The organism is Thermoactinospora rubra (assembly GCF_002093975.1).
GTDB classification, from domain to species: domain Bacteria; phylum Actinomycetota; class Actinomycetes; order Streptosporangiales; family Streptosporangiaceae; genus Nonomuraea; species Nonomuraea rubra_A.
Window position 1 is genome coordinate 81,136 of the sequence record NZ_MSZZ01000010.1, and the last position, 25,525, is coordinate 106,660.

Below are 25,525 nucleotides of genomic sequence, written 5' to 3' on the forward strand. Positions count from 1 at the left end.
GGACCAGTCGATTTCATCTGAAAGACTCTCGCGGAAACCCCGGAGAAACGAAGCCACGTCACCATCGGCTCATCGGCGACACGCGAGGGAGGCGCGATGACCCAGCTGACCGCGCTCGACGCCCAGTTCCTCAACATCGAGTCCGCGACCACCGCCGCGCACGTGGCGGGCGTGGCGATCCTCGACGCGACCGGGGGCGCGGTCACCAGGCAGGCACTGGCCAGGCTGGTGACGCAGCGCATGCACCTGTCCCCCGCGCTCAGCCAGCGGCTCGTGGAGGCGCCGCTCGGGCTGGACCGGCCGTACTGGACCGAGGACACCTCCTTCGACGTCGACCAGCATGTCTTCGAAACGACGCTGCCCGCGCCGGGGGACGACGAGCGGCTGGCCGAGGAGGTCGCCCGGCTGCACGCGCGCCGCCTGGACCGAAGCCGCCCGCTGTGGGAGATGCACCTGATCAAGGGGCTGACGGGCGGCCGGGTGGCCGTCTACACCAAGGTCCACCACGCCGCGATCGACGGCGTGTCGGGCGCGGAGACGCTGGCGGCGCTGCTGGACCTGTCCCCCGAGCCGCGGGCGGTCGAGCCCGCCGAGCGCCCGCGGGCCACGCCGCCCTCGCCGGCGGAGATGCTGGCCCGCGCCGCCGCGCGCACGGTGAAGCACCCTTTCCGCGCGCTGCGGTCGCTGGCGCGGACCGCGGCGGAGCTGGACGCGGTGCCGCTGGTGTCCGCGCTGCCGGGCGCCGGTCTGGTGGCCCAGGCGGTACGGCAGGCGGCCGGCGGCCGGCGTCGCGTGCCGCCGTTGCCCCCGCTGGCCGCGCCGCGCACCCCGTTCAACGGGCCGATCAGCGGCGAGCGCCAGGTGGCGTTCGGCTCGGTGCAGCTCAAGGACGTCAAGCGGGTCGGCAGGGCGTTCGGCCTGACCGTGAACGACGTCGTCATGGCGTTGTGCGCCTCCGCCCTGCGGGCCTGGCTGCGCGAGCTGGCGGCGCTGCCGGACCGCCCGCTGGTGGCTGCGGTGCCGGTCGCGGTCCGTACGGCCGGCGCCCTGGAGCGGGCGGGCAACCAGATCTCCGCCATGGTCGTGCCGCTGGCCACCGACGTGCCGGGCGGCGTCGAGCGGCTCCGGGCCGTCAAGCGGGCGATGGACACCGCCAAGCGCCGCTTCGCGCTGGCGCCGGCCGGCTGGCCGGTGGAGGCGTCGGAGCTGCTGCCCCCGCCGCTGGCCGCCCTGGCCATGCCGGCGCTGTTCCGCCTGGCGTCCCTCGGCCCGGCCCCGGTCAACCTCATCGTGAGCAACGTGCCGGGGCCGCAGTTCCCGCTGTACCTGTGCGGCGGCCGGGTGCTGGCCTACTACCCGCTGTCGGTGGTGAGCGACGCCACCGGCGGCCTGGCGATCACGTGCCTGTCCTATGACGGCATGCTCGACTTCGGCCTGGTGGCCTGCCCGCGGCGCGTTCCGGACGTGTGGCGGCTGATGGACCACCTGCATGCGGCCATGGCCGGGTTCCTGGCGCTAGAGGAGACCGCCGGCGATGAGTTCCGCGACGGCGTCGGGGTCGATCCGGTGGCCGGTTAGCTGGGTCAGCGTCTCCTGGTACAGCAGCACGGCGGCGAAGGTCGCGGCGGCCACCTCCAGCCGGGCCGCGTCGCCGCGCGCGGTAGGCAGGGCCAGCTCCAGCGCGAAGCGGGCCCGCCTGATGAGCTCGCCGTTGAGCCGGCTCAGCCGTTCGCGCACCGACACGTGCGTGTCGGCCTCGCGGAACAGGATGCGGCGCATCGCCGGCGAGGCGCGCAGCGGCAGCCGCCTGGCCAGCCGGGACAGCGTGCCCGCCGGGTCGCCCGGCACGGCCTCGACGTCCCTGTCCTCCTCGACCAGGGTGCGCTCGTCCACCAGCGTCACGAGCACGTCGATCTTGCGCGGGAAGTAGTGGAACACCAGCCCCTTGGGCACGTTCGCCAACTTGGCGATCATGGAGGCCGGCGTCGCCTCGTACCCGCTGGTCGCGAACAGCTCCTCGGCCGCGTCGAGGATGCGCGTCCGTGCGTCCCCGATTCTCACAGCATGACGATAGCCCTCCGGCCGCCTCATCGCCTAGACTGAGACAGTGATGTATCAATCTAGACGGAGTTGTCGCACATGGTTGTGAGCCGAGAGCAGATCGCCGCCGCCGCGCTCCGCCACCTCAACCAGTCGCCCACCGCGTCGATGGAGGAGATCGCGCGGGCCGCCGGGGTCAGCCGCGCCACCCTCCACCGGCACTTCGCCACCCGCGACGAGCTGGTGTCGGCGCTGGGCTGGCGGGCGATGGAGTACTGGGAACGCGCGCAGAAGCAGGCGGGCGTCGCCGAGGCGATCGAGTCCGGGGACCCCAGGACGCTGGAGGCCGCGCTGCACGCCCTGGTGATCGGCCAGGCGGAGATCGCCGATGAGCACGGCTTCACGCTGACCGCGAACTCCCTGCTCGACGACGCCGCGCTGATGCGGCGGATCGATGAGCTGGAGGAGCTGGAGCTGAAGCTGTTCGCCGCCTGCCAGCGGGCCGGGATCCTGCGCGCCGACCTGCCCGTGCGCTGGATCAGCAACACCCTCTACGGCCTGCTCGTGGCCGCCGTCGAGAGCCTGCGCCGCGGCGACGTGGCGCGCCGCGACCTGAGCCGCCTGCTGCTGGAGACCTTCCTGCGGGGGACGGCGTGACCGTCACCGAAACCCCCTCCGCCACCCGGCGCTGGGCGGGCCTGGCCGTCCTGTCGGCCGGCCTGCTGCTGGTCGTGATGGACATGACGATCCTGAACGTGGCGCTGCCCGCCATCGCCGCCGACCTGCGGCCCGACGCCATCTCCCAGCTGTGGATCGTCGACGTCTACTCCCTGGTCGTCTCCGGCCTGCTGGTCGGCGCCGCCGCGCTGGGCGACCGGTGGGGGCGCAGGCGCGTGCTCATCCTGGGCTTCGTGCTCTTCGGCACGGCCTCGACGCTGGTCCTGTGGGCCGAAAGCCCGGCCGCGGTGATCGCCGTGCGCGCGCTGCTGGGCGCGGGCGGCGCCATGATCATGCCCTCGACGCTGTCGATGATCCGCACGCTGTTCAGCGATCCGCGCGAGCGGGCGACGGCGCTGGGCGTGTGGTCGGCGATGGCGGCCGTGGGCGCGGCGCTGGGCCCCGTCCTGGGCGGCCTGCTGCTGGAGCACTTCTCCTGGCACGCGGCGTTCCTGGTGAACGTGCCGGTCATGGCGGTGGCGATCGTCGCGGGCCTGCTCCTGCTGCCCGAGTCGCGCAACCCCCGGCCCGGCCGCTGGGACGCCGTGGCGACCGTGCTGTCCATCGTCGGCATGGTGGCGCTGGTCTACGCGATCAAGCACCTGAGCGAGGGCGGCCTGGCCGAGCCGGGCACGCCGATCGCCCTCGTCGTGGCGGCCGTCACGCTGGGCTGGTTCGCCGCGCGCTGCCTGCGCCGCCCGGACCCGCTGCTGGACCTGCGGCTGTTCGCCGGCCGGCCGTTCACCGCCGGCGTCGTCACGGCGCTGGCCACGGCGATCTCCATGGCGGGCGTGCTGTTGCTGCTGACCCAGTGGATGCAGCTGGTGCGGGACTACTCGCCGCTGGAGAGCGGCATCCGGCTGGTGCCCGCCGCGCTGGCCGCCGCCGTCGCCTCGCCGCTCGCGCCCGCCCTGGCCGCGAGGATCGGGGCGCGCGGCGTGGTCGCGGGCGGGCTGGCGGTCACCGGGCTGGGGTTCCTCGCGCTGGTCGCGGCCCCGCTGGGCTACCTCGCCGTGGCGGCGGGCCTGACGTTCATCGGGCTGGGGCAGGGCTCGCTCGCCATCGCCTCGGCCATGATCATGGCGGGGGCGCCGCCGGAGCGGTCCGGCAACGCGGCGGCCATGGAGGAGACCAGCTACGAGCTGGGCGGCGCGCTGGGCGTGGCCGTCCTCGGAAGCGTGGCGGCCGCCGTCTACCGGGCCGGGCTGCCGTCCCACGCCCCCGCCGCGGCCCGGGAGTCCCTCGCCGGGGCGCTCGGCGGTCCGCTGGCCGTACCGGCGAGGCAGGCCTTCGAGCAGTCGCTGGCCGTCGCCGGGGTGTGCGGCGCGGTCCTGATGCTGGTCACCGCGGCGGTCGTGTGGCGGCTGGCGCCACGGCGGCTCTCAGCGCAGCACTGACCTCAGCGCAGCACTGACCTCACCGCAGCGCCGACAACAGCATCGGGTAGGCGCGGTGCAGCTCGCGCTGCCAGGTGTCGTGGTTGTGGCCGCCGCGGGTGAAGTGGGTCCGCACGTCGATCCCCTCCTCGCGCGCCCGCTCGGCGAAGGCCCGGGCCGCCCGGTTGGCCAGTTGCTCGACCAGGTCGCCGTCGCCCGCGGCGACGTAGAGGCGGACACCCCGGAGCCTGGCGACCTGGTCGTAGGGGTTGTGCGCCCGCCAGATCGCGCGTTGCCGCTCGGGGTCGCCCCAGATGCGCCTCCAGTCCGTGCCGAAGCAGCCCAGCGCCGTCCCGGCCATCACCGCCTGGGGCACGCCGGGCTGCAGGATGTGCAGGGCGCCGCTGAAGGAGGCCGCGGCCTTGAAGTGGCCCTTGGCGGCATACAGCATGGCGCCCTGGCCGCCCATGGAGTATCCGGCGACCGCCCGCCGGGGTCCGGCCCGGTACCTCGCCTCCAGCAGCGGGAGGAGCTCCTTGAGGTGGTAGGTCTCCCACCGCGGCGGGCCGCCCCGGCCGCCGTTCCACCAGTCGGAGTAGCTGCCGCACCTGCCGCCGTCGGGCATCACCACGATCACGTCGTCGCCCCTGGTCAGCCGGTCCACGTCGGTCTTGGCCGTCCACGCGGTGTAGCCGTCGAGCCCGCCGTGCAGCAGCCACAGCACCGGCCAGGTACGGCCGGCGTCCTTGGACCAGCCCTCGGGCAGCAGCAGCCGCACCCCCGTCTCGGCCTCCAGCGCCTGCGAGCGCAGCCGCAACTCCATCCTGCGCTCGTCCAGGCGCTTTTCCTCCAGCACCCGCAGCGCCCGCGGCGAAGGGCTGGGCGCCGGGGACGGCGGCGGCTCGCCGCCGCGGCGCAGGAGGACGGCCGTGGCCACCGCCACGACCAGGACGGCCAGGCCGCCCGCGACCACCGCGCCGATCAGGCACCCGCGCACCCTGGCCGCCATGCCCGCCCTCCTTGTTGGACAAAGCGGATAATAACCAGCCCTCTGGCGTCCTGCGCCAGGAATTCGATCAAGATATGAGGCGAGGCGTCCGAAAATCTCGTCGGCGGTCCCGGTCCAGACGAATGGCCTGGGGTCCTGGCTCCAGGTCTTGATCCCGTCGCGGATGTCGTTCTCCGGGGCCCGCAGCGTCTTGTGCACACCGCGCGGCCGGCTTCCGAGGTGCGGCCGGACGCGGCGGCCCGATCCTTGGTCATCCTCTGACCAGCGGCTCAGCAGCAGCAGACCATCCCGCCGTCACGGTTTGCTACCCTATGCAACAGATCGGCTACTTTTCGCTACCAAGGGGGGTCGCGTGAAGGTCGCTTGTGTCGGCGGCGGTCCCGCCAGTCTGTATTTCTCGGTCCTGATGAAGCGGGCGGACCCGTCCCATGACATCACCGTCTACGAGCGGAACCCGGCCGGGGCAACGGACGGCTGGGGCGTGACCTACTGGGACGAACTGCTCGAGAACCTCTACCGCGCCGACCATGAGTCGGCGCAAGCCATCAGCGCGAACTCGGTCCACTGGGACAGTTGGGTCGCGCACGTCGGCGACAGCGCGCCGGTGATGGTGGATCACTGGGATGAGGGCTTCGGCATCGGCCGGCGGGAGTTGCTGGGCATCCTCGCCGACCGGGCCGGCTCCCTCGGCGTGAACATCGAGTTCGAGCGGGAGATCGCCGGCGAGGACGAGGTGGCCGGCGCCGACCTCGTCGTCGTCGGCGACGGCGTCAACAGCGTGCTGCGAGAGCGCCACGCCGACCATTTCGGCACCGAGGTCGTGGTCGGGCGGAACATGTACATCTGGCTCGGTACGACCAAGGTCTTCGATTCCTTCACCTTCGCCTTCGTCGAGACCGCGCACGGCTGGATCTGGTGTTACGGCTACAGGTACGACACGAACCACAGCACCTGCGTCGTCGAGTGCTCACCCGAGACCTGGAAGGGGCTCGGTTTCCACGAGGCGAGCGAGACCGGCTGCCTGACCCAGCTGGAGAAGCTCTTCGCCGGCATTCTGGACGGCCACCCGCTGATCGGCCGGGCGCACGCCGGCGGCAGCGCGCGCTGGCGCAACTTCCGCACCCTGACCAACCGGAGGTGGTCCCGCGGCAACCTCGTGCTGGTCGGGGACGCCGCGCACACCACGCACTTCTCCATCGGCGCGGGCACCGCCCTCGCGCTGGCGGACACCGCCGTCCTGGTCGCCGCGCTACACGAGAGCACCACGCTCGAGACCGCCCTCGCCCGCTACGAGCGGGCACGCAAGTCCGCGCTCCGGCCCGCCCAGAGGGCGGCTCGCTACAGCGCGCGTTTCTACGAGAATCTCCCGCGCTATCTCAGCCTTCCGCCGGAGCAGATGTTGGCGCTGATCAGCCGGCGCCACTCCCGGCTGCTCCCGCACGTCCCGCCGCGGCTGTACTACCGGGTCGACCACGCGGTCGGACGGCTCGTCCTGGGGCTGGACCGGCACGGGGCCGGCTGACACGAGCAGGGCCCGGCCCCACACGAGGGAGCCGGGCCCAGCCGTACCGGATCAGTGCCGGACCAGCGCCGGATCAGTGCTGGACGGCCTTCTCCGCGCCCACTCCGGTGAGGGAGCGGACCTCGATCTCGGCGTACTTGGAGGCGTTGTACTCCTTGCTGAGCACGGTGCCGAGCCAGCCGAAGAAGAAGCCCAGCGGGATGGAGATGATGCCGGGGTTGGACAGCGGGAACCAGGCGAAGTCGGCCGTCTTGAACAGCGCCGCGTCCGAGCCGGACACCACCGGCGAGAAGATCACCAGGATGAGGGCCGACAGCAGGCCGCCGTAGATGGCCGAGACCGCGCCGGCCGTGTTGAACCTCCTCCAGAACAGGCTGTAGAGGATCGCGGGCAGGTTGCCCGAGGCGGCGACGGCGAACGCCAGCGCCACCAGGAAGGCGACGTTCTGGCCCTGGGCCAGGATGCCCAGGCCGATGGCGATCGCGCCGATGACCAGGGCGGAGATCCGGGCGACCACGACCTCCTCGCGCTCGGTGGCGTTGCCGCGCTTGAACACGTGCGCGTACAGGTCGTGCGAGAAGCTGGAGGAGGAGGCCAGCGTGAGCCCGGCGACCACGGCCAGGATCGTCGCGAAGGCGACCGCGCCGATGAGGGCCAGCAGGATCGTGCCGCCGACGTTGCCCATGAACGCCTCGCCGATGGACTGGGCCAGCAGCGGCGCCGCGGTGTTGCCCGCCTTGTCGGCCGCCGCGATCGCCTTGCTGCCCACCAGGGCCGCGGCGCCGAAGCCGAGGACCAGCGTGAACAGGTAGAACACGCCGATGATGCCGATGCCCCACAGCACCGACTTGCGGGCGTCCTTGGCGGTCGGGACGGTGTAGAAGCGGATGAGGATGTGCGGCAGGCCGGCCGTGCCCAGCACGAGGGCCAGGCCGAGGCTGATCAGGTCGATCTTGCCCGCCAGGCCCTGGGCCTCGGTGCCGTACTTCAGGCCGGGGATGAGGAAGTTGCCGCCCTTGCCGCTCTGCGCGGCGGCGTCGCCGAGCAGGCCGGACAGGTTGAAGCCGTACTTGCCGAGGACCAGCAGGGTGACGAGCCCGGCGCCGGTCATGAGCAGCACGGCCTTGACGATCTGGACCCAGGTGGTGCCCTTCATGCCGCCGAAGACGACGTAGACGATCATGAGGATGCCGACGCCGACGATCGTCCAGGCCTTGCCCGCCGGCGAGGTGACGCCGAGCAGCAGGCCGACCAGCGCGCCCGCGCCGACCATCTGGGCGATCAGGTAGAAGATGCTGACCGTGATCGTGGACACGCCGGCGGCGGTGCGCACGGGGCGCGGGCTCATCCGGAAGGCCAGCACGTCGGCCATGGTGAACTTGCCGGAGTTCCGCATCAGCTCCGCGACCAGCAGCAGCGCCACCAGCCAGGCGACGAGGAAGCCGATGGAGTACAGGAACCCGTCATAGCCGGACAGCGCGATGATGCCCGCGATGCCCAGGAACGAGGCGGCCGACATGTAGTCGCCGCCGATGGCCAGGCCGTTCTGCACGCCGCTGAAGGAGCGGCCGCCGGCGTAGTAGTCCGCGGCCGTCTTGGTCTGCCGGCTCGCCCAGAAGGTGATGCCGAGGGTGGCGGCCACGAACAACAGGAACAGGATCGCCCCGAGTGCCTGTGAGCTCACTTGGCCTCCTCCTCGATCTCGTGGCGGATCTTGTCGGCCAGCGGGTCGAGCTTCTTCTCGGCGTGCCGGGCGTAGGCCCAGGCGATGAGGAACGTCGAGGCGAACTGCAGCAGGCCGAAGACCAGCCCCACGTTGATGTTGCCCAGCAACTTGATGCCCATGAAGTCACGGGCCCAGCCGGAGAGCACCACATACAGCAGGTACCACGCGAGGAAGGCCACGGTCATCGGGAACGTCCACGCGCGGAAGCGCCGCCTGAGGTCCTGGAACTCGCTGCTTTCCTGGACTCGTTCGTAGACGGATGCGTCATGTTCTCGGGTTGTCACGAAGCCTCCCGGTTATGTGATGCAGATCACGCACACCGTAGGAGGGGAAACTACCCTCGGTGGAGGGGCGGACTCGCCTTCTTCGGCGAGTCGCCGCCGTGCCGCGGTTAGTTGGGGAAGCCTTGCGGTGAATGGTCGGAATTGTGCGACCAGCGGTCGCTTGCTCGGGAACGGGCGGGCCCGCCGCCGCTCAGCCCTTCACCGCCCCGGCCGTCAAGCCCTCGACGATGTAGCGCCTGATGGCGGCGAACATGACCAGCGTCGGGATCACCGACACGACGGTCGCCGCCGCCATGGACCCCCAGTCGATGTCGTACTGGGTGATGAAGGAGTTCATCGCCACCGGGATGGTCTTGGCGTCCTCGCTGTCGATGAACGTGATCGCCAGGAACAGCTCGTTCCAGCACTGGACGAACGCGAAGATGTAGGTCGCCGCGATGCCGGGGAGCATGACCGGGATCACCACGCGGACCATCGCGGCCAGCCGCGAGGCCCCGTCGACCTGGGCCGCCTCCTCCAGCGCCACCGGGATCCGCTCGTAGAAGCCGCGCATGATCACCGTGGAGAACGGCACGAGCATCGCGACGTACACCAGCATGAGCCCGGCCAGCCGGTTGAGCAGGTCCAGGTCCGACATCAGCAGGTACAGCGGGCCGAGCGCGATGAACAGCGGGATCATCTGCGTCACCAGGAAGGCCAGCATCAGCGCTCCCCGGCCGGGGAAGGAGAAGCGGGCCAGCGTGTAGCCGCCCAGCACGCCGATCGCCGTGACCGCCGCCGCGGCCGCCAGTGACACCAGGAGGCTGTTGACCAGGTAGGTGCCGAAGTCGGCGAACTCGAACAGCTCCCGGTAGTGCTCGAAGGTCACCCGCGAGGGCCAGTAGCGCAGCGGCATCGAGAAGATCTCGCTCTTCGGCTTGAGCGAGGTGACCAGGATCCAGTACAGCGGGAAGACCGTGATCAGCAGCCAGGCGGCCAGCACCGCCGTCTTAGCGAGACGTCTCATCGGACCTCGTCACGGTGAGGTAGAAGATGGCGAAGGCCAGCAGCAGGCCCAGGACGAGCAGGCCCACCGCGCCCGCCCGGCCGTAGTCGCCGCCCGTGACCTGCTGGATGAGGAAGGTGGTGACGATGTCGGTGCCGCCCGCCGGCCCGCCACCGGTCATCGAGTAGATCAGGTCGGGGAAGTTGAGGATCCAGATGATCCGCAGCAGCACGATGAGCGTCAGCGTGGGGCGGATGTGCGGCAGCGTGACGTGCCAGAACTGCCGCACTTTGGAGGCGCCGTCGACCGCCGCCGCCTCATACAGCTCCCTGGGCACCGACTGGAGCGCAGCCATGATCATGATGGCGAAGAAGGTCACGCCGTACCAGACGTTGGCGATGATCACCGAGGTCATGGCCCAGCCGGGGGTGGCGAGGAAGCCGATGCGCTCCTCGATCACCCCGGCCTTGAGCAGCAGGTCGTTGATCACGCCGAACTGGCCGTTGAACATCCACCGCCACAGCAGCCCGATCAGGAAGCCGGACATCGCCCACGGGAAGAACACCCACGCCTGGTACAGGCCCCTGCCGCGGAAGTGCCTGCGCAGCAGCAGGGCCAGGCCGAAGCCGAGGAGGAACTGCAAGGCCAGCGACACCCCGACCCAGGTGCCGGTGTTGCGCAGCGCCGTCCAGAACCTCGGCTCGGCCAGCACCGCTCGGAAGTTCTCCAGGCCCACGAACGGGGTCTCGGTCAGGTCGAAGAGGTTGTAGCGCTGGAAGGCCATCACGCTGCCGCGCACCATCGGCCAGTAGGTGAACAGCGCGACGAACGCCACGCCGGGGAGCAGGCACAGCGCGACGAACAGGGCCTTGCGTGGGGTGAAGGCGGGACGGGCGGAAACGCTCACTCGCCCACCTTGCGCGCCTGGTCGGTCCAGAAGGCGTCCCACGACTTGAGCACCTCGGCCACCGTGGTCTTGCCGGTGAGCAGGGACTGGACGTCGCGGTCGGAGTCGACGAGGAACTGGCTCCAGCCCGGGTAGTCGACCGGCCGGATGGTGATCACCTGCTTGGGGTCCTGCTGCGCCTCCAGGTAGGCCTTCCAGGCGCCCTGCGAGAACTGCGGGTCGCTCTGCGCCCGCTTGGCGATGGGGATGAGCGAGTTGCCCTTGGCGAAGCGGATGCTCTGGGCCGGCTCCGACAGGAACTGCACCAGCTTGGTCGCCTCGGCCTTGTGCCGGGTGAAGGAGGTGACGCCCCACCCGGCGTAGCCGACGGGCTGGAAGGCGTAGCCGGTCGGGCCCTTGGGGATGGGCGCGGTCGACCAGTTCCGCAGCCCGCTCTCCTCCACGGTCTTGATGACCTCGGGGTCCTGGATGAGCATACCGGTGACGCCGGAGGCGAAGCCCTGCACCATCTCCGGGTAGCCCCACGAGACCGAGTCGGGCGGCGAGGCCTCCTTGAAGATCTTCACGAAGAGCTCCAGCGCCTGGGCGGCCTGCGGGGTGGAGAAGATGGTCCGCTTGTCCTTGAGGTAGAAGGACTTCTCCGGGTCGAGCGCCTCGCCGTTGTAGGCGCTGATCATCTGGACGGCGTAGTCGGCGCCGCCCTTGCCGCCGCGGAAGGAGTAGCCGTACCGGCCGTCGCCGGTCATCTTCCTGGCCGCCTCGTACAGCTCCTGCCACGTGGCGGGCGGCGCGCTCATCCCCCAGTCGGTCCGGTAGAACAGCGCCCGCTGGTAGAAGCCGTAGGGGATGAGGTACGGCTTGCCGCCCACCTCCACGGCCTTCTTCTGGGCCAGCGGGGTCAGCTCGGCCCAGCCGGGCCAGGCGGTGGTGGGCAGCTCGGCCAGCCAGCCGTTGTTGGCGAAGGACTTGGCCGTGTGGTCGCGGACCTCCAGCACGTCCAGGCCCTTCCCGGTCTGGAGGATCTGAGTGATCTTCTGGTCGGCGCTGTCGAGCGGCGGGGAGACGAGCTCGACCTTCACGCCGGGGTTGGCCTTCTCGAAGTCCGCGAGCAGGCTCTTGATCAGCTTGGTGCGGTCCGGGCTCGTCAGGCTCTCGATCATGCGGAGCCGTACCTCCCCGCCGGAGGAGGACGACGAGCCGGACCCGCATCCGGCGAGCACGAGGGTCGTGGCGGACAGGGCCGCGAGGACGGCAGATCTCACGGGAGCCTCCTTGCTGTGACAGCGCTGACAGCGCTGTCATCACGCTAGGCGACGGAGCCCCTTCAGCGCTAGAGCCAAATCCTCGATCAGCGCCTCGGCCGGCTCCAGCCCCACCGAGAGCCTGATGAGCCCCACGGGGATGCCCATGGTGGCCCTGACGGACTCCTCGGTGGTCAGCGCCGGGGCGTTGACCAGGCTCTCGAAGCCGCCCCAGGAGACGGCCACGCGGAAGTGGCGCAGCCGGTCCAGGAACTCCGCCACCGCGCCGCGGTCGTCGGTGTCCAGCTCGAAGCTGAACAGGCCGGAGAAGCCGCGCAGCTGGCGGCGGGCCAGCTCGTGGCCCGGATGGGAGGGCAGGCCGGGGTGGTTGACGCCGCGCACGCCGGGGTGGCCGGCCAGGAAGGCGGCCACGGCCAGGGCGCGCTCCTGGTGGGCGGCCATCCGGACGGGCAGCGTGCGCAGCCCCTTGACGACCTTGGCGGCGTCGTGGGGCGACATGGCGGCGCCGTAGAGCATGTACTCGGTCCTGGCGATCGGCCGCACCAGCGCCGCCGGCCCGCAGACCACGCCGCCGACCAGGTCGCTGTGCCCGCCGATGTACTTCGACAGCGAGTGCAGCACCAGGTCCACGCCCATGGTGACGGGCTTTTGGAACAGCGGCGTCGCCCAGGTGTTGTCCATCACCGTCACCAGGCCGCGCGAGCGCGCCCAGGCCGTCACGGCGGGGATGTCGAACAGCTCGTACCGCATGTAGGAGGGCGACTCGAAGTACAGTAGTCGCGTGGTCTCGTTGATAGCGCTGTCAGCTCCGGCCAGATCGCCCACGTGCGTATGCGTGACGCCGAACTTCTCCAGGTAGCGCAAGAACTGCGTGGTCGGCCCGTAGACCGCGCCCAGCACCAGCACGTGGTCCCCGGCCGACACCAGCGAGGAGATCGTCGCCGCGATGGCGCCCATCCCCGAGGCGAAGCACTTGGCCCGCTCGGCCCGCTCCAGCGCCGCCAGCTTGCGCTGGGCCAGGTCCACGGTCGGGTTGGTGCCGCGCCAGTAGACGTACCGCTCGTCCTCGTCCTTCAGCGCCGCGCCGAGCTCCTCGGCCGTCTCGAAGGCGAAAATGGAGTTCTCGAACACCGGCGGGTTCACCGCGCCCAGCAGCCAGGGCTCGTCCTCGCCGAGACGGCCGCAGATCCACTCGTCATCCATGGAGGCAGACTATGACACTGCGCAAGCCGGGCCTGCGCAAGCCGACCATGGCGGACGTGGCCCGGCACGCGGGCGTCAGCCTCAAGACCGTCTCGCGGGTGGTCAACCAGGAGCCGCACGTCAGCGCCGCCGTCCGGCAGAAGGTCCAGGCCTCGATCGCCGCGCTGGGCTTCCGGCGCAACGAGGCCGCCGCCCGGCTCGCCCGCGGGGCGGCCATGCTGACCATCGGCCTGGTGATCGAGAACATCTCCAACGAGTTCTACTCCCGCCTGGCCAAGGCGGTGGAGTCGGCGGCGGCCGAGCACGACGCGCTGGTGGTGTTCGGCTCCTACGAGGAGCGGCCCGACCGCGAGCGGATGCTGGTGGAGTCGATGTACGCCAGGGGCGTCGACTCGCTGATCATCGTCCCGTCGGCCGGAGACCACTCGTGGCTGGCGGGCGGCCCGCGCACGGTCTTCCTCGACCGGGTGCCCGCCGGCCTGGAGGAGGCCGACGTGGTGCTGCTGGACGACCTGACCGGCGGCCGGATGGCCACCGAGCACCTGCTGGCCCGCGGCCACCGCCGCATCGCGCTGGTGTCCGACGACGTACGGCTGAGCTCGGTCCACGACCGGGCCACCGGGTACCGCCAGGCGCTGGGCGGCCGGGTGGACGAGTCCCTGGTCGTGCACGGCGTCTTCGATCCCTGGCTGGTCGCGCAGGAGGTCGCGCGCCTGCTGGACGGCGAGGACCCGCCGACGGCGTTCTTCGCCACCAACAACCGCGCCGCCATCGGCATCCTGCACGCCCTGCGCGAGCGGCCCGAGCGCCCGGCGTTCGTGGGGTTCGACGACTTCGCCCTGGCCGAGGTGTTCAACCCGGGCGTCACCGTGGTCCGCTACGACACCGCCCGGCTGGCCCGCACGGCGGTGGACCTGCTGCTGGCCCCGCCCGGGCGGCCCCGGCGGGTGCGCGTCCCGGTGGAGCTGGTGGCGCGCGGGTCGGGCGAGATCGCCCCGGCTGCCTAGCCTCTGGGCCGCCAGGCGCCGCGGTCCAGCGCCAGGTTCTCCGGGGTGTGCAGCCGCACCATGATCGTGGCCAGGCCCCGCGGCACCTTGCCGGGCGTCAGCACCGACACCCCGGCCATCACCGCGAACGCGATCGGCACCGTCCAGGCCGCCGGCTGGCTCACCAGCGCGCCGACCAGCCCCTCGAAGGGCCCCGCGGTGATCTGCGCGAGCACCGCCAGGCAGGCCAGCCCGCCCCCGCACAGCAGCCCGGCCAGCGCCCCGGTCGAGGTGAGCCCGCGCCACCAGATGCCCAGCACGAGCAGCGGGCAGAACGACGAGGCCGCGACGGCGAAGGCCAGCCCCACGACGTCGGCGATCGACAGCGCCCGCGCCCCCAGCGCCAGGGCCAGCGGCACGGTCACCGCCATGAGCGTGGCCATCCTGAAGGCCCGCACCCCGCCCTTGAGCAGGTCCTGCGCGATCACCCCGGCCACCGACACGGTCAGGCCGGAGGAGGTGGACAGGAACGCGGCGAACGCCCCCGCCGTGACCAGGGCGGTCAGGACGTCCCCGAGGGTGCCGCCGATCATCCGCCCGGGCAGCGTCAGCACCACCGTGTCCGGCCGCGCCAGGTCGGGCGTGTAGATCCGGCCCAGCCAGCCGTACACCGCGGGCAGCAGGTAGAACGCGCCGAGCAGCGACAGGACCACCAGCGTGGTACGGCGGGCGGCCCGGCCGTCGGGGTTGGTGTAGAAGCGGACCAGCACGTGCGGCAGGCCCATCGTGCCCAGGAACGTGGCCAGGATCAGCGAGTAGGTCGAGTACAGGCCGTACTCCTCCTCGCCGGTCAGCGGCAGCTCCCAGGCCGGGTCGCTCACCTGCGGCGCGCCGTCGCGCTGCCAGGCCAGCAGCAGGAAGATCACGGGCACGGCGAGCGCGGTGAGCTTGAGCCAGTACTGGAAGGCCTGGACGAACGTGATCGAGCGCATCCCGCCCGACAGCACGTTGAGCACCACCACCATGGCCACCAGCAGGCCGCCCACCCAGGACGGGGCGCCGGTGAAGGTGCGCAGGACCAGCCCGGCGCTCTGGAACTGCGGCATCAGGTACAGCCAGCCGATCAGCACCACCAGCACGCTCGCGGTGCGGCGCACGGTCATGGACTCCAGCCGGGCCTCGGCGAAGTCCGGCAGCGTGTAGGCGCCCGAGCGCCGCAGCGGGGCCGAGATCAGCACCAGCAGCACCAGGTAGCCGCCGGTCCAGCCGACCGGAAGCCACAGCATGTCCGCGCCCTGGGTGAGGATCAGCCCGGCGATGCCCAGGAAGGAGGCGCCCGACAGGTACTCCCCGCCGATGGCCGAGGCGTTCCACAGCGGGCTGACCGTGCGGGAGGCGACGTAGAAGTCGGAGGTGGTGCGCGACAGCCGCAGGCCGAACGCGCCGATGAGCACCGCGGCCACGACCACGACGACGACCGCGGTCAGGTTCATCGGCGCTCCACCAGGTCGGCGAAGTGCCGCTCGTTGCGTTCGGCCTGGCGGACGTAGTACCAGGCGCCGGCCACCAGCGCGGGGTAGATCAGCCCGGCGAGGATCACCCACGGCAGCGGGATGCCGGCCACGCGGAGCTCGGTCAGCTCCGGCAGCAGCAGGAACAGCAGCGGCAGCCCGCCCACCACGCAGGCCAGCATCGTGCAGATGAGCATGGCCAGGCGGAACTGGGTGCGCAGCAGCGAGCGCATGTAGACCTCGCCCACGCGGGTCTGCTCGTCGATCTCGCGGGTGGCCGGGTAGCGGCGGCGGCGCGCGGCCGCGGTGCGCGGGCTGGTGACGGTGACGCGGCGCGGGGTCATCGGATCACCGCCTGGCCCGCCTGACGAGCAGGTCACGCAGCTCGCGGGTGTGGCGGCGGCTGACCGGGATCTCGGCGCCGCCCACGCGGATCGTGCAGCGCCCGGAGTCGATGTGGAGCTCCTCGATGTGCTTGACGGCGACCAGGTGGCTGCGGTGCACGCGGATGAAGCCGGCCGAGGCCCAGCGTTCCTCCAGCGTGGCCAGCGGGATGCGGACCAGGTGGCTGCCCGTGGGCGTGTGCAGGCGGGCGTAGTCGCCCTGCGCCTCCACGTAGACGACGTCGGCGCTGGAGACGAAGCGGGTCACGCCGCCCAGCTCGACGGGGATCGTGTCGGACTCGGCCTCGTCGGAGGGCACGTCGCTGGAGACGCACACGCGCCGGATGGCCTCCCGCAGCCGCTCCGGGCGCACGGGCTTGAGCAGGTAGTCCTCGGCCTTGATCTCGAAGGCGTCGACCGCGTGCTCCTCGTAAGCGGTGACGAACACCACCCGCGGCGGGTTGGCCAGGCGCGACAGCAGCCGGCCGAGCACCACGCCGTCCAGGCCGCGCATGCGGATGTCGAGGAAGACCGCGTCGACCGGCCGTCCCTCGGCGATGGCCCGGTCCAGCAGGCGCAGCGCCGCGGCGCCGTCCCTGGCGGTCAGCACCTCGCCGATCCGGGGGTCGGCACGCAACAGGTACGACAGGTCTTCCAGAGCGGGAAGCTCGTCGTCGACGGCCAGAACGCGGAGGGCCATAGAAAGCGATGAAACAGACATATGACCCGGAGGTCAACGGGCCGAGACGCCCGGGTGATACTTCGGCAACCTCACGTTGACCTTCGTGCCCGCGCCCTCCGCCGTCTCGATCACCAGGCCGTACTCGTCGCCGTAGACCTGCCGCAGCCGCTCGTCCACGTTGGCCAGCCCGACCCCCTCGGTCTGGTCCCCGGCCAGGATGCGGCGCAGCCGCTCGGGGTCCATGCCGATGCCGTCGTCCTCGACGCTGATGCCGCACTCCGAGCCCAGGTCCTCGGCGATGATCGTGATGCGGCCCACGCCGTTCTTGCTCTCCAGGCCGTGCCGTACGGCGTTCTCCACCAGCGGCTGCAGGCACAGGAACGGCACGGCCACCGGCAGCACCTCGGGGGCGATGCGCAGGGTGACCTGGAGCTGGTCGCCGAAGCGGGCGCGCTCCAGGATCAGGTAGCGGTCGATCGAGCGCAGCTCCTCGGCGAGGGTGGTGAAGTCGCCGTGGCGGCGGAAGGAGTAGCGGGTGAAGTCGGCGAACTCCAGCAGCAGCTCGCGGGCGCGTTCGGGGTCGGTGCGGACGAAGCTGGCGATGGTGGTCAGGGAGTTGTAGATGAAGTGGGGCGAGATCTGCGCCCGCAGGGCCTTGACCTCGGCCTCCATGAGCAGGTGGCGGGAGCGGTCGAGCTCGGCCAGCTCCAGCTGGGAGTCGACCCAGCGGGCCACCTCCTCGGCGGCGCGGACCAGCCCGGCCGAGGCGTGCGGGCTGTAGGCGGCCAGCGCGCCCACCACGCGGTCCTCGGTGGTGAGGGGGACGACGACCGCGTGGCGGATGGGGCACTCCAGGAGCTCGCAGTCGAGCGTGAGCACCTGGATGCGGCCGGTGTTCAGGGTCTCCTTGGCGTGGGAGAAGGCGTCGGCGGCGTGGTGCTCGCCCAGGCCCTCGTAGACGAGGAGCCGCTCGCCGTCGCTGATGGCGAGCGCCGGGGAGTCGAGGAGCTCGCGCAGGTGCCGGGAGGCCTTCTGGGCGCCCTCCTGGGTGAGGCCGGCCCGCAGGGGCGGGGCGGCGAGGGAGGCGGTGTGGAGGGTTTCGAACGTCGCCCTCTCGGCGGGCCCGGCGCCCAGCTCGCGCCGGCCCCGCAGCACGCGCCACAGCACGAGCGCCGGCACCCCGACGAGCAGGGCCAGCAGGAGCACGACGACCAGGGGGTCCACGTTTCCGCAGCCTACTGGCCCGCGGGCCGTTCGCCCCCGAAAGCAGCCCTACAGGGCCTTGCGTATCGCCTCCGCGAAGCCCTCCGCCTCCTCCTGCGAGGCGTACTTGGTCCGGGGCCAGAAGAAGCCGCGCAACCCGTCCTTGCGGTTGCGCGGCACCACGTGGACGTGCAGGTGCGGCACGCTCTGGCTGACCCTGTTGTTGAGCGCCACGAACGTCCCGCCGGCCTCCAGCCCGGTCTCGACGGCGCGCGCCATCGCCTGGACGCGGGTGAACAGCGGCCCGACCTCCTCCAGGTCCCCCAGCGTCTCGACATGCGCGCGGGGCACCACCAGCACGTGCCCCTTGAACACCGGCCGGGCGTCGAGGAAGCAGACCGCGACCTCGTCGGCGTGCACCACCACCGCGGGCGCCGATCCCGCGACGATCTCGCAGAACAGACAGCTCACCAGCCGACTCTAGCGGCTCCCTTGAGCAGCTCCCGGGCGATCACCAGGCGCTGCACGTCGTTGGTCCCCTCACCGATGGCCATGAGCGGCGCGTCCCGGTACAGCCGCTCGACGACGAACTCCTGGGAGTACCCGTAGCCGCCGTGCACCCGCATGGCTTCCATGGTCGCCCGCAGCGCCACCTCGGAGGCGAAGTACTTGGCCATGGCCGCCTCCGCCTTGACCCCGCCGGACGCGCTGCGCGAGGCCGCCCAGTACGTCATCAGCCGCGCGGCCTGGATCTCGGTGGCCATGTCGGCCAGCTTGAGCTGGATCGCCTGGAAGTCGCCGATGGGCCGGCCGAAGGCGTGACGCTGTCTGGCGTACTGCAGGGCCGCGTCGTAGGCGCACTGCGCCACCCCGACGGCACGCGCGGCGATGTTGATGCGGCCCAGCTCCAGCGCCGACAGGGCCTGCTGCAGGCCGCGCCCCTCGACCCCGCCCAGCAGCCGCGAGGCGGGCACCCGCACGTCGGCCAGCGAGATCTCGCACGTCTCGGTGCCCTTGTAGCCGAGCTTGGGCAGGTCCCGGCTGACGGTGTAGCCCGGGGTGTCCGCGTCGACGAGGATGATCGACATGCCGCGGTGGGCGGGCGTCTCGACCGAGGTCTTGACGAGCACCGGCATGGGGTCGGCGTGCCGGGCGTTGGTGATCCACGTCTTGGTGCCGTTGATGACGTAGTGGTCGCCGTCGAGGACGGCGCGCGTCTGGATGCCCTGCAGGTCGGTGCCCGCGCCGGGCTCGGTGAGGGCGATGCCGGTCCGCCGCGCCCCGCTGGCCAGGCCGGGCAGGTAGCGGTCCTTCTGCTCGGCCGTGCCGTACCGGGCGATCATCCACGTCGACAGCGAGTGCGAGCCGAGCACCCCGGCCACGCCCATCCAGCCGCGGGCGATCTCCTCGAAGACCAGCGCGAACGACACGCGGTCCAGCTCCAGCCCGCCGTACTCGGCCGGGACCGTCATGCCGAAGAGGCCGAGCTCCTTGAACCGCTCGACGATCTCGGTGGGATACCGCCCGGTCCGTTCCCACTCCGGGGCGACCGGGACGATCTCCTTGTCCACGAAGTCCCGCAACGTCCGGCGGAACAGCTGCTGGTCCTCATTGAGCTCGAAGTCCACCCGACCACGCTAAGGACCAGAGCTTTCTTCGGTCAATCGGTGACGGTGATCTCGAAGATCGCCTCGCCGGAGTTCTGCCTGCTCGTCTCGTCGGCGGGGGTACGGCTCGCGCCGCAGCGCCAGCAGTTGAACAGCCGTACCTGGGTGACGCCCGGCCGCTTGGCGTTGAAGACGAAGTAGGCGGTGCCGCCCGAGCCCGGCGCGTCGGACTCGGCGCGGCGCTCCTTGCTGATGAACGCGGCCACCTTGGCGTCGGGCAGGGCGACCAGCTCCCAGCTGTCGCCCACCGAGGGGTTGTCCTGGACCGCCAGCGAGAAGCGCTGCCCCTTGCCGACCTGCACCTGGACGGTGCTCCCCTTCGCCCCGGACACGACGGTGCCCAGGTTGCTGACCGCGGATCCGCCGCCGCATCCCGCGATCGCCAAGAGCGCGACGAGGACCAGAAGACGAGTCATTCCGGCAGCGTATCGGGCTCGGGCGGATCTCCCGGCACGCCGCCGGGCCGGCGGACGTCGGGGGCGGCCCGGCACAACACGACCAGGAGGCCCGCGACGGCCACCAGGCCCGCCGTGCGCCCGCTCCGCTGCACGCTCTGCGCGGGAGGTCTCCCGGCGTGCGCGGCGGCGTCGCCTCACTACCTCCCGCGGATCACCATCGTGTCGCGCTTGACCGTCACGCCGGGCATGAACGTCCTGCCCCGCCTGAGCATGCCACCTCGCTTGAGCACGCTGCCGGGTCCGTGCGTCATGCCGCGCCCGAGCATGCCGCGCCGCCCGAACATCGTCCGACGCCCGAACAACGACCGCCGCCCGAACAACGACCGCCGCCCGAACATCCCGCGTCGTCCGAGCATGGTGCCGCGGCCGGACATCATGCGCCGTCCGAACACCGTGCGTCGTCCGAACATCGTGCGTCGTCCGAACATCGTGCGCCGTCCGAAGATCGGGCCACGCCCGAACATCGCGCGCTTCCTGAACGCGGCGCCGCCTCCCAGCAGCCCGCCGCGCCCGAACATGCCCCGGCGGCCCATGAGCCCTCGGCGCGACATCATGCCCTTGTGCGGCATCATGCCGCCGCGCGGCATGACACCCTTGTGCGGCACGACGCCCCGGCGCCGCATCGGCGCCCCGCGCCGCGTGATCGCCGCGTGCCGTGTGGTCGTCCCGCGCTTGAGCATCCTGCGCACGACGAGCGCCGCGAGGACCCCGGCGGCCGCGACGCCGGCCGCGAGCCCCGGACGCCGCCGCGTCTCGGTCGTCAGCTTGTCGGCGGCCTCCCTGACCGGCTCGGGGGCGGCGGTCCGCACCTTCTCGGCCACCGCGACCACCCGGCCCTTCGCGGTCTCGACCGCCTCGCCGGCCCGTGCCTTGACGTCCAGCCTGCCGGCCAGTTCCTCGACGGTCTGGCCCAGCCGTTCGCGGGTCTCCTCGATGTCTCTACGCACCAGTTCCTCCTCACCGACCGCGCCGACCCCGCCCCTGGACCCGGCCGCGCCCGTGGGCGGCGTCACCGGCTCCCCGGCGGACCGGCGGCCCGGCTCCGTCATCGACGTCTCCACGCCCTCGCGGACGCTCTCCCGCGTGCCAGGGGCCGGCGGCTCCGCGCGGGCCGCGCCTGTGCCGACGCGGTCGTCGGGGACCGGGGCCTCGGGGACGAACGTCTCCTCGGGCGCGCGCTCACGCTCGGCCGCCCTGGCGTTCTCGGCGGCGCCCGGCCGCGTCGGCGGCACGTTGATGGACTCGGGGTCGGTCGGCTCGCCGACCGTCGCCCGGCGCGCGCCGACGTCGCCGGCATGCTCCTCGGTGTGTCCCGACCGCGGGTCTGTCTCTGTCATGGTCGCGTCGTCTCCCTCGTCACAGCGGGCGGGAGCGGGCCGTACGGCTCACGCCCTGTGGTGGGCGGCCCGCTCCCGCACCTCGTCGATGTCGGCCTTGACGCTCGCGACTGCCTCCTCGGGCATCGGCGGCGTGGCCTTCTTCACCTGGTTCTTGCCGACCAGCCCGAGGACAGCCGCCACGATCAGCAAAACCCCGGCCACGATTCCGGCGGCCGCCCACGCGGGCAGCACAAGGGCAAGCAGCATCACGACGGCGGCGATCAGCGTGGCACCGCCGAAGAAGGCGGTCAGCCCGGCCGCGCCGAACATGCCCGCGCCGAACCCGGCGCGCTTGCCCTTCTCGGCCAGCTCCAGCTTCGCCAGCCGCAGCTCGTCCCTGACGAGCCTGGACACCTCACGCGAGAGCTCGGTCACGAGCTCCGCGGTGCTCTTGTCGTTCATGGAGTGGTCGCCTCCTCCCAGACGAGGGGGCGACTACCCCGCTATCGCTTCGGCAAGCGCAGAAGGAAATCGAAAACCTTGGTCACGGGGGATTCGGGGACCTCGCACCAGTTGTCCGGCTTCCTGGGGCGCTCGAACGGCGAGGGCAGCTCGCACCCGGGCCGCGGGGGACGCGGCCGCTCACACCAGTCTCCTGGACGCTCCATGATTCCAGGCTAACCCGGAAGGCGGCCGATTAGCGGTCCTCGAACGATTCGGGCACCATCACGCGCACGCCGTTGGGCACGACGCGGAGGGTCAGCGGCGTGATGAGCCGGACCTCGCCGTCGACGTCGGCCGCCATCGGCGGGTCGGTCTCCAGGTGCATCTCGCGGCCGGTCACGAACGGGCCGCCGGCCAGGCTGCGCCAGCGGCCGGTGGTGGCGCGCACCAGCGTCTCGCCGAGCAGCCGCAGCTTCTTGCCCGAGCCCAGCTGGTAGGCCACGAGCAGGCCGTTGTCGATGCTGATGTCCCTGGCCACCTGCCAGCCGCCGTGGAAGCGGCCGTTGGCGATGTTGAGCTGGTGGGTCAGCAGCTCGTGGCGCTTGCCGTCGACGGTGATGAACGCGCGGAAGGGGCGGTGGCCGGGCAGGACGGTCAGCGCGGTCAGCGGGTAGGCGGGGCGGCCGAGGATGCGCTTGAGCCACGGCTTGACCCGCTGGGCCACCTCGACCGAGACGCCGAAGCTGGCCAGGTTGGCGAAGGGCCGGTCGCCCGCCACGCCCATGTCGATGTCGGCCACCTTGCCGGTCGCGAACACGCCGATCGCGCCCGCCAGGTCGAGCGGCAGGCCGAGGCTGCGGGCGAAGTTGTTGGTGGTGCCCAGCGGCAGCACGCCCAGCGCCACGTCGCGGTGGGCCACGTGGCGCACGGCCGAGGACAGGGTGCCGTCGCCGCCGCCGACGATCAGCAGGTCGGGCCCCAGCGCCAGCGCCTTGTCCAGGATCTCGCGCAGCCGCTTGGGGTTGACCACCGAGAACTCGCCGAGCGGCTCGAAGCCCAGCCGGTGGAGCTCGTCGAGCACCTCGAAGTAATGCCGCCTGCCGCGGCGCGAGCGGGTGTTGACGACCACCGCCACGCGCCGGTCGCGCCGGATCGCCTCGGTGTGCTCGGCCTTACTCCTCATGATGGGCACCTCATGATGGACATCGTAGGGCCGTCAGCCCGCCCTTCCGGCGGGCGTCACCCTGACCAGCGCCCCCCGCCCGCCGGGCAGGGTGGCGACCACCGCGATCCGCACGCCGTGGGCGGCGGCGCCGGGGTCGCCCGTGCCCAGCCGGTGGCCGTTGCCGAGGTCCCTGCCGTAGAAGGCGGTGGCCGGGGTGCCGTCGGGGTTGACCACGCGCGTGCCGTACGGTCCCCTGGCCGGGACCACGACGGAGGCGTCGAAGTCGCGGTAGTGCAGCTGCCCGTCCCTGACCTCCAGGCCGGGGTACCAGGTCCTGGCGTCGGTGAAGGCGGGGACGCCCTTCTGCGGCTCGCGGCCGGGCAGCGCCGGCGTCGGCCGCGTGCCGAAGGCGGCGTTGGAGCTCTGCGCGCGTGCCGGCAGGTTCTCCCCGTCGCTGCGGCGCAGCGGCTCGAAATGGGAGTCGACGAGCAGCAGGCCGCCCTTGGGGCCGATGCTGGGCGGCAGGTCCAGGGTCGGGATGAGGACATTGCCGGTGTGGGCGGAGTCGCGCAGCCACACCAGCAGGCCGGGCGCGTTGTAGCGGATCCTGCCGACCCGCCAGCCGCCCTGCGTGGACACCGTGGTGTAGGCGTGCCGCAGCCCCGGGTCGGCCCGCCATTCGGCCAGGTAGAAGCGCGTCAGCTCGCGCGTGCCGTCGTTGCGGGTCCACCTGCCCCTGCCGCTCGCCGTCCAGCCGCCGGCGCCGGACTCCACGTCGTCGCGCCAGACCTCGGCGCCGTCGGCGGTCAGGCGCAGGTCGTCGACGTGCCAGCCGCGCTCGGTGTGGGCGCCGTCGGTCCGGTAGGCCAGGCGCAGCTTGATGGCCTTCCCGGCGTAGGCGGTCAGGTCGACGTAGTCCTCGCGCCAGCCGTACGTGATGCCGGTCAGAGCCAGGTCGTAGGTGACCTCCTCCCCCTCGCCGGTGAAGACCCGCTGCCTGGCCCAGGTGGCGCCGCCGTCGGCCGACACCTCGACGAAGCCGCGGTCGCGGTCGAACTCCATCTCGTAGGAGTTCCACATCCACAGGCGCACCCGGGCCGCGCGGGGCAGGACGAGGTCGCGGGTGAGCCCGGCGTCGGCGCGGTCCTGCCCCATGCCCGACCACCAGGCGAAGGCGCCGCTGTGCGGCTGGAGCATGGGGACCTTCTCGGCCGGCAGGTCGACCTTGACCCCCTCGCCGGGGCGCAGGGTGAGCAGGCGAAGCGCGGAGCCGGGCCGCAGGGTCCGCGGCCTGGCCCAGCCGAGGACCCATCGGGCCCACAGGCCCAGGTGCGCGGGCATGGACTGGTAGAGCGGGCCGGTGTGCGAGCCGCTCGCCATGAGGTCCCAGAACTCCACGTCCGGGCTGGAGGTGCCGGTGGGGTCGTAGAGGTCGGGCAGGCCGAGGTCGTGGCCGTACTCGTGGGCGAAGATGCCCACCCCGGCGTCCTCGGGCACCATCATGTAGCCGGAGACGGCCTTGCCGCCGACCTTGAGCGGGCGGGGCAGGACGCCGGAGTGGCTCCAGATCGCGTAGGTGCCCTCGGCGCCGCCGCCGGCGGAGCGGTCCTTGCCGGCGTGCACGATCACCAGGTGATCGATGACGCCGTCCGGCTCGGCGTGGTCGCCGTCCCCGTCGGCGTCGGCGACGTCCTCGGCGTCGTAGTCGGCCCACGGGAAGCGGGGGCCGAGGGCGTCGGCGGCGTCGGCGACGAGCCGCGCGACGCCGTCCGGGTTGGCGGGGTGGCCGGTCATGTCCTGCGCCGCGCGCCCGCAGGCGGCCGCGCCGTACCAGGCCTCGGAGTGGGGCACGCGCACCCATCCGGCGACGGCGCCGGTGATGGTGTGGGCGCCGCCGGACATCTGCCGGTAGTAGCGCCTGAGCGTCTGGCCGGACACGTCGACGCCCCTGCGGCCGTCGCGCGGGTCGCGCAGGTCGGGGCGGACGCGCTTGGTGAGGCCCCGGTCGGTGAACAGCAGGCTGCGGTAGTGGGCGGGGCTGAAGTCGGGCACCCAGAAGGAGTTGTTGTCGCCGGTCCCGGCCGGGTCGGGGATGCGGTTGTGGAGCGGGCCGTTCATGCGGGTGCCCGGGGGCTCGGTCACGCAGTCGTAGGGGTCGCCGCCGACGACGCGGGGCCGCTCGAACCCGGAGAAGTCGTCATTCGCCCGGTCGTCGAACTCGACGAGGACGGCCAGCACCTTCGCGGTCCGCGGCCGCCTGCCGGCCAGGGCGGCGGGGTCGCGGCCGGTGCGCAGCGCCTCCTGCTCGCGGGCGGCGAGCACGCGGGCGGCGGCCGGGTCGCCGGGCACGGCGCCGGGCAGGCCGCCGGGCACGGCGGCCCTGGCGTGGCCGGCGGGGCGGGGGTCGCGGGGGTCCCGCTCGTCGCGCGGGGGTGACAGGGCGAGCCGGTACGGCGAAGCGGCCCGTGACGGGCGTGCTTGTGACGGGCGTGCTTGTGACGGCGGCGCGGCCTGCGGTGAGGGAGCCGCCTGGGATGGGAGAGCTGCCCGGGGTGGCGCGACGAGGGACGAGGCCGCCAGGAGCAGAACGGCGAGACGGTGTCTGATCGGCACGAGTCCGGACGCTAGGGACTCACTCCATGCGGTGCCGTTATGTCTGCTATTTCGGCATAACTC

24 protein-coding genes are annotated in these 25,525 nt (G+C 72.1%); 5 read left to right on the forward strand and 19 right to left on the reverse strand.

Going from position 1 to position 25,525, the window contains the following annotated elements:
- Positions 1–96: 96 nt before the first annotated feature.
- Complete coding sequence (locus BSB02_RS19035) at positions 97–1,578, forward strand: WS/DGAT/MGAT family O-acyltransferase (RefSeq protein WP_084960353.1); 1,482 nt, start codon at positions 97–99, stop codon at positions 1,576–1,578.
- Here BSB02_RS19035 and BSB02_RS19040 read toward each other — a convergent pair.
- Positions 1,516–2,061, reverse strand: coding sequence for a TetR/AcrR family transcriptional regulator (locus tag BSB02_RS19040; RefSeq protein WP_240506513.1), 546 nt, complete (start codon positions 2,059–2,061; stop codon positions 1,516–1,518). The two genes, BSB02_RS19035 and BSB02_RS19040, sit on opposite strands and share 63 nt — an antisense overlap.
- A 78-nt stretch (positions 2,062–2,139) precedes the next feature.
- On the opposite strand from BSB02_RS19040, the gene BSB02_RS19045 reads away from it, so the two are divergent.
- Positions 2,140–2,697 (forward strand): TetR/AcrR family transcriptional regulator, encoded by a 558-nt coding sequence (locus BSB02_RS19045; RefSeq protein WP_084960355.1) that lies wholly within the window; start codon positions 2,140–2,142, stop codon positions 2,695–2,697.
- Positions 2,694–4,154 carry an MFS transporter gene (locus tag BSB02_RS19050; protein ID WP_240506514.1) on the forward strand — a complete coding sequence of 487 codons (1,461 nt, stop codon included), beginning with the start codon at positions 2,694–2,696 and terminating at the stop codon, positions 4,152–4,154. The genes BSB02_RS19045 and BSB02_RS19050 overlap by 4 nt, the downstream gene beginning before the upstream one ends.
- Positions 4,155–4,173: 19 nt before the next feature.
- On the opposite strand, the gene BSB02_RS19055 is transcribed toward BSB02_RS19050, so the two are convergent.
- Positions 4,174–5,142, reverse strand: a complete 969-nt coding sequence (locus BSB02_RS19055; protein WP_084960356.1) for an alpha/beta hydrolase — start codon at positions 5,140–5,142, stop codon at positions 4,174–4,176.
- Between the two features lie 352 nt (positions 5,143–5,494).
- Here BSB02_RS19055 and BSB02_RS19060 point away from each other — a divergent pair, with 352 nt between their 5' ends.
- Positions 5,495–6,664 carry an FAD-dependent monooxygenase gene (locus BSB02_RS19060; RefSeq protein ID WP_084960357.1) on the forward strand — a complete coding sequence of 390 codons (1,170 nt, stop codon included), beginning with the start codon at positions 5,495–5,497 and terminating at the stop codon, positions 6,662–6,664.
- A gap of 73 nt (positions 6,665–6,737) precedes the next feature.
- Here BSB02_RS19060 and BSB02_RS19065 read toward each other — a convergent pair whose 3' ends face one another.
- From BSB02_RS19065 to BSB02_RS19090, 6 genes are all read right to left on the reverse strand, one after another.
- Positions 6,738–8,348, reverse strand: coding sequence for a solute symporter family protein (locus BSB02_RS19065; RefSeq protein WP_084960358.1), 1,611 nt, complete (start codon positions 8,346–8,348; stop codon positions 6,738–6,740).
- Positions 8,345–8,674 (reverse strand): DUF485 domain-containing protein, encoded by a 330-nt coding sequence (locus BSB02_RS19070; RefSeq protein ID WP_084960359.1) that lies wholly within the window; start codon positions 8,672–8,674, stop codon positions 8,345–8,347. The genes BSB02_RS19065 and BSB02_RS19070 overlap by 4 nt, the downstream gene beginning before the upstream one ends.
- Before the next feature lie 190 nt (positions 8,675–8,864).
- The gene (locus tag BSB02_RS19075) at positions 8,865–9,680 is read right to left on the reverse strand and encodes a carbohydrate ABC transporter permease (RefSeq protein ID WP_084960360.1); all 816 of its coding nucleotides are present in this window, start codon (positions 9,678–9,680) and stop codon (positions 8,865–8,867) included.
- Positions 9,664–10,566, reverse strand: a complete 903-nt coding sequence (locus tag BSB02_RS19080; RefSeq protein WP_206184778.1) for a carbohydrate ABC transporter permease — start codon at positions 10,564–10,566, stop codon at positions 9,664–9,666. Before BSB02_RS19080 ends, BSB02_RS19075 begins: the two co-directional genes overlap by 17 nt.
- Entirely contained in the window at positions 10,563–11,828 is a 1,266-nt protein-coding gene (locus tag BSB02_RS19085; RefSeq protein ID WP_084960361.1) for an ABC transporter substrate-binding protein, read from the reverse strand. Before BSB02_RS19085 ends, BSB02_RS19080 begins: the two co-directional genes overlap by 4 nt.
- Before the next feature lie 39 nt (positions 11,829–11,867).
- The gene (locus BSB02_RS19090; protein WP_084960362.1) at positions 11,868–13,031 is read right to left on the reverse strand and encodes a trans-sulfuration enzyme family protein; all 1,164 of its coding nucleotides are present in this window, start codon (positions 13,029–13,031) and stop codon (positions 11,868–11,870) included.
- 11 nt (positions 13,032–13,042) lie between these two features.
- Here BSB02_RS19090 and BSB02_RS19095 point away from each other — a divergent pair, with 11 nt between their 5' ends.
- Positions 13,043–14,038 carry a LacI family DNA-binding transcriptional regulator gene (locus tag BSB02_RS19095; protein ID WP_084960363.1) on the forward strand — a complete coding sequence of 332 codons (996 nt, stop codon included), beginning with the start codon at positions 13,043–13,045 and terminating at the stop codon, positions 14,036–14,038.
- Here BSB02_RS19095 and BSB02_RS19100 read toward each other — a convergent pair.
- The 11 genes from BSB02_RS19100 to BSB02_RS19150 form a co-directional block, all read right to left on the reverse strand.
- Positions 14,035–15,510 (reverse strand): sodium/solute symporter, encoded by a 1,476-nt coding sequence (locus tag BSB02_RS19100; protein ID WP_084960364.1) that lies wholly within the window; start codon positions 15,508–15,510, stop codon positions 14,035–14,037. The two genes, BSB02_RS19095 and BSB02_RS19100, sit on opposite strands and share 4 nt — an antisense overlap.
- Positions 15,507–15,872, reverse strand: a complete 366-nt coding sequence (locus BSB02_RS19105) for a hypothetical protein (RefSeq protein WP_143590879.1) — start codon at positions 15,870–15,872, stop codon at positions 15,507–15,509. The genes BSB02_RS19100 and BSB02_RS19105 overlap by 4 nt, the downstream gene beginning before the upstream one ends.
- Before the next feature lie 4 nt (positions 15,873–15,876).
- Positions 15,877–16,611, reverse strand: a complete 735-nt coding sequence (locus tag BSB02_RS19110) for a LytR/AlgR family response regulator transcription factor (protein WP_084960366.1) — start codon at positions 16,609–16,611, stop codon at positions 15,877–15,879.
- 33 nt (positions 16,612–16,644) lie between these two features.
- A complete protein-coding gene (locus BSB02_RS19115) occupies positions 16,645–17,817 on the reverse strand; it encodes a histidine kinase (RefSeq protein ID WP_084960367.1) in 1,173 nt (390 codons plus the stop codon).
- Positions 17,818–17,865: 48 nt separating this feature from the next.
- Positions 17,866–18,267, reverse strand: coding sequence for an HIT family protein (locus tag BSB02_RS19120; protein WP_338064351.1), 402 nt, complete (start codon positions 18,265–18,267; stop codon positions 17,866–17,868).
- On the reverse strand, positions 18,264–19,424 hold the full coding sequence (locus BSB02_RS19125) for an acyl-CoA dehydrogenase family protein (RefSeq protein ID WP_084960369.1): 1,161 nt from the start codon (positions 19,422–19,424) through the stop codon (positions 18,264–18,266). Before BSB02_RS19125 ends, BSB02_RS19120 begins: the two co-directional genes overlap by 4 nt.
- Positions 19,425–19,456: 32 nt before the next feature.
- A complete protein-coding gene (locus BSB02_RS19130) occupies positions 19,457–19,879 on the reverse strand; it encodes a protease inhibitor I42 family protein (protein WP_084960370.1) in 423 nt (140 codons plus the stop codon).
- Between the two features lie 179 nt (positions 19,880–20,058).
- On the reverse strand, positions 20,059–21,258 hold the full coding sequence (locus BSB02_RS19135) for a DUF3618 domain-containing protein (RefSeq protein WP_143590881.1): 1,200 nt from the start codon (positions 21,256–21,258) through the stop codon (positions 20,059–20,061).
- Between the two features lie 48 nt (positions 21,259–21,306).
- Positions 21,307–21,702 (reverse strand): phage holin family protein, encoded by a 396-nt coding sequence (locus BSB02_RS19140; protein ID WP_084960371.1) that lies wholly within the window; start codon positions 21,700–21,702, stop codon positions 21,307–21,309.
- A 235-nt stretch (positions 21,703–21,937) separates the two neighbouring features.
- The gene (locus tag BSB02_RS19145) at positions 21,938–22,867 is read right to left on the reverse strand and encodes a diacylglycerol/lipid kinase family protein (RefSeq protein WP_084960372.1); all 930 of its coding nucleotides are present in this window, start codon (positions 22,865–22,867) and stop codon (positions 21,938–21,940) included.
- Positions 22,868–22,900: 33 nt separating this feature from the next.
- Entirely contained in the window at positions 22,901–25,462 is a 2,562-nt protein-coding gene (locus BSB02_RS19150) for an immune inhibitor A domain-containing protein (RefSeq protein ID WP_143590882.1), read from the reverse strand.
- Between the last annotated feature and the right edge of the window lie 63 nt (positions 25,463–25,525).